The organism is Streptomyces corynorhini, assembly GCF_003346515.1.
In the GTDB taxonomy this organism is placed as follows: Bacteria; Actinomycetota; Actinomycetes; order Streptomycetales; family Streptomycetaceae; genus Streptomyces; species Streptomyces corynorhini.
Genome location: NZ_QQNA01000289.1, coordinates 1 through 3,356 on the forward strand (window position 1 = coordinate 1; position 3,356 = coordinate 3,356).

The window sequence follows — 3,356 nt, forward strand, 5'->3', positions numbered from 1 at the left end:
ACGGATCATGCTACGGCCGCCGAGGGGGGCGAGGGCGGGGCGGATGCCGCGGCGGCCGTAGCATGATCCGTATGGAGCAGCGAGTTTTGGGCAGGACCGGGCGTGAGGTGTCCGTCGTCGGGCTGGGGACGTGGCAGCTGGGCGCGGACTGGGGAGACGTGGCCGAATCGGACGCCTTGGCGGTCCTGGACGCGTCGGTCGAATCCGGGGTCACGTTCTTCGACACGGCGGACGTGTACGGCGACGGCCGCAGCGAGCGGCTGATCGGCCGGTACCTCAAGGAGCGGCCGGACGCCGAGGTGTTCGTCGCGACGAAGATGGGGCGACGCGCCGAACAGCTCCCGGAGAACTACGTCCTGGACAACTTCCGTGCCTGGAACGACCGCTCGCGCGCCCATCTCGGCGTGGACACTCTGGACCTCGTACAGCTGCACTGCCCGCCCTCGCCCGTCTACGCGTCGGACGAGGTCTTCGACGCCCTCGACACACTGGTGGCCGAGGAGCGGATCGCGGCCTACGCGGTGAGCGTGGAGACCTGCGCCGAGGCGCTCACGGCCATCGCGCGGCCCGGCGTCGCGAGCGTGCAGATCATCCTCAACCCCTTCCGTACCAAGCCGCTGGAGGAGGTCCTGCCGGCCGCACGGGCGGCCGGGGTCGGGATCATCGCGCGGGTTCCGCTCGCTTCCGGCCTGCTGACGGGGAAGTACACGAAGGACACCGTCTTCGCTGCGGACGACCACCGCGCCTACAACCGGCACGGCGAGGCGTTCGACCAGGGCGAGACCTTCTCGGGCGTCGACTACCCGACGGGGCTCGCCGCCGCCGCCGAATTCGCGCGGCTCGCGCCCGCCGGCGCCACCCCGGCCGCCACCGCGCTGCGCTGGATCATCCAGCAGCCGGGCGTCAGCAGTGTCATCCCCGGCGCGCGCTCGGTCGAACAGGCCCGTGCCAACAGCGCGGCCGCGGCGTCGGAGCCGCTGCCGGAGCCCGTGCTGGACGCCGTACGGGAGCTGTACGACCGGCGGCTGCGCGCGGCGGTCCACCCGCGCTGGTAGGCGTGGCTCGCGGGGCGCCCGCAGAGGGCGTGCGAACGGGTGAAGGCGGACCGTTCGCACGCCGATCGGGCGGCACGAGCGCAAGACTTGCTCGTTTCTGTGGCTGTATCGCTTCGAGCCATGTAGCGTCTTGATCAGCTGTCGTGGTTCCGAAGTACCGCTCGCCCGTGACGTGCCGTTACGGGCGTTTGTGCTGTTCAGCGTCTCTGCGGACCAGGGCGATCACCTCCGGTTTCCCGCACCGTGCGGGAGACCTTTGCGTCCCTTGAAACGGAGACTCAACATGGCCAGTGGAACAGTGAAGTGGTTCAACTCGGAAAAGGGCTTCGGCTTCATCGCCCAGGACGGCGGCGGTCCCGACGTGTTCGCGCACTACTCGAACATCGCCACCCAGGGCTTCCGTGAGCTGACGGAGGGCCAGCAGGTCACCTTCGACGTCACGCAGGGCCAGAAGGGCCCGCAGGCGGAGAACATCCTCCCCTCCTGACCTCCGCGGACCCAGGTCCGCGCGGTCAGGGAACAGCCGGGGCGCCGGCCCGGCGGACTCGTCCGCCACGGGCCGGCGCCCCGGCGCGTCTCAGGCCACATCCTCCCGGGCGCGGGTGGTGTGCAGGCGCACGCTCTCGGGCAGGGCGAGGTTCCAGGCGGTGATCACCGGGCGGCCGTGCTCGGTGCCGAGCCGGGACAGCGTGCCCGTGGTCAGCTGGAACAGGGCTCCGGCGGCCGGTGCCAGTGCGAGATAGCGGGCGGTCAGCACGCGCAGGAAGTGGCCGTGCGAGACGAGGGCGACATCGTCCTCGCCGGACCGCAGGGCTTCCAGAGCCTCGGCCAGGACCCGGTCGGCACGGTGGCCGACCTCTCCGGGACTCTCGCCCGGCCCGTCGGCGGGTCCGGGCGCGACCCCGTCCGTCCACAGATCCCAGTCGGGACGTGAACGCAGGATCTCCGCGGTCGTGACGCCCTCGTAACCGCCGTAGTCCCACTCGCGCAGCTCGGGGGTGATCCGCAGCCGGTCCAGCCCGGCCAGCTCCGCCGTGCGCCGCGCGCGGGTCAGCGGACTGACGAGCGTGAGTCCGATACGGCGCTCCGCCAGCAGCGGTGCCAGCGAGCGCGCCTCGCTCTCGCCGCGCCCGGTCATCGGCAGATCCGTCCTGCTGGTGTGCTGCCCGGACAGGGACCAGGCGGTCTCGCCGTGCCGCACCAAGATCAACTCACCCATGTGGGCCGCTCGCTCTCCTGTTTACCGCGCCCCGCCGCCGGGGAGCCGTCCGCTCCAGTGTCTCCCGTCGCGTCGGCCGTGCCCGCCGGGAATGCCGCCGGTCGCCCCCGTGTTGCACCAGATGTACCCACTGGATGGAGCAGACCTCCATCGTATGGAGGGAGCGCCCTATGAAGCCTCGTATCCACCCCGTCTCCCGCCCTGTCGTCTACCGCGACCGCGCGGCGGGCACCGCGTTCCTGACGCGTTCCACCGCCGATTCGGACCGGAGCGTCGAGTGGGAGGACGGCAACACGTACCCCGTCATCGATGTCGAGATCTCTTCCGCGAGTCACCCGTTCTACACGGGCAAGGGGCGTGTGGTGGACACCGCGGGCCGGGTGGAGCGTTTCGAGCGCCGGTACGGAAAGCACCAGAGCTGACCGGACCGGAGTGCGTCGCACGGCTCGCCACGCCTCCCGCTCCGCGGAGAGAACGCATTTCGAAGAAGAGGGAAACCGCACACGGAACACAAGCGAACGACGTGTGCGGAAACGGAGCCGGACAGAAGCCCGAAGAGGGTCTCTGTCCGGCTCTCGCGTGTGTTCCGGCGCGCTTCGGGCCGCGCGGGCGCCCAGGGCCGCGCGGGCGCCCAGGGCCGCGCGGGCGCCCAGGGCCGCGCGGGCGCCCAGGGCCGCGCGGGCGCCCAGGGCCGCGCGGGCGCCCGGGGTCCGCTGCCGCGCGCGGGACGCGCGCCATCCGTCAGGCGGATGTGCCGCGCGCCTCGACCGTCCTGACGAGCGGGGCGAGTTCGGGCAGTTTCACCGCCTCGTCGAGGGCCTCGCGGAGCGCCGCGTCATTGGTCGGCCGCGCGCGGGCGACCAGCTCCAGGCCCTCCTCGCTGACGTTGGTGTAGATCCCCCGGCGGTCGGTGGGGCACAGATACCGGACGAGCAGGCCGCGGTCCTCCAGACGGGTGACCAGGCGGGTGGTGGCGCTCTGGCTGAGCACGACGGCGTCGGCGACCTGCTTCATCTGCAGATGACCGCCCTCGCCGTCGTGCTGCCTGCTGAGCACGTCGAGCAGGGAGTACTCACGGACGC

General features: G+C 71.8%; 5 protein-coding genes. 3 read left to right on the forward strand and 2 right to left on the reverse strand.

What is annotated here, in order from left to right:
• The first annotated feature begins 62 nt into the window (after window positions 1-62).
• Together DVH02_RS29310 and DVH02_RS29315 are read left to right on the forward strand one after the other, a co-directional pair.
• Window positions 63-1,055 (forward strand): aldo/keto reductase, encoded by a 993-nt coding sequence (locus DVH02_RS29310; RefSeq protein ID WP_114626882.1) that lies wholly within the window; start codon window positions 63-65, stop codon window positions 1,053-1,055.
• A gap of 283 nt (window positions 1,056-1,338) precedes the next feature.
• Window positions 1,339-1,542: a cold-shock protein gene (locus DVH02_RS29315; protein ID WP_114626883.1), complete on the forward strand. Its 204-nt coding sequence runs from the start codon at window positions 1,339-1,341 to the stop codon at window positions 1,540-1,542.
• Window positions 1,543-1,632: 90 nt separating this feature from the next.
• On the opposite strand, the gene DVH02_RS29320 is transcribed toward DVH02_RS29315, so the two are convergent.
• Window positions 1,633-2,274, reverse strand: coding sequence for a histidine phosphatase family protein (locus DVH02_RS29320; protein WP_114626884.1), 642 nt, complete (start codon window positions 2,272-2,274; stop codon window positions 1,633-1,635).
• A gap of 170 nt (window positions 2,275-2,444) precedes the next feature.
• Between DVH02_RS29320 and DVH02_RS29325 the strand changes: the two genes are divergently transcribed.
• Window positions 2,445-2,696 carry a type B 50S ribosomal protein L31 gene (locus DVH02_RS29325; protein WP_114626885.1) on the forward strand — a complete coding sequence of 84 codons (252 nt, stop codon included), beginning with the start codon at window positions 2,445-2,447 and terminating at the stop codon, window positions 2,694-2,696.
• A gap of 319 nt (window positions 2,697-3,015) precedes the next feature.
• Here the strand turns inward: DVH02_RS29325 and DVH02_RS29335 are convergent.
• Window positions 3,016-3,356: MarR family winged helix-turn-helix transcriptional regulator (locus DVH02_RS29335; RefSeq protein WP_114626886.1), on the reverse strand; the 341-nt coding region annotated here is incomplete at its 5' end.

Bases quoted from the DNA above. Each gene is read 5' to 3' on its own strand.
- DVH02_RS29310 (WP_114626882.1), top strand. From the start codon at position 63: ATGATCCGTATGGAGCAGCGAGTTTTGGGCAGGACCGGGCGTGAGGTG.
- DVH02_RS29315 (WP_114626883.1), top strand. From the start codon at position 1,339: ATGGCCAGTGGAACAGTGAAGTGGTTCAACTCGGAAAAGGGCTTCGGC.
- DVH02_RS29320 (WP_114626884.1), bottom strand. From the start codon at position 2,274: ATGGGTGAGTTGATCTTGGTGCGGCACGGCGAGACCGCCTGGTCCCTG.
- DVH02_RS29325 (WP_114626885.1), top strand. From the start codon at position 2,445: ATGAAGCCTCGTATCCACCCCGTCTCCCGCCCTGTCGTCTACCGCGAC.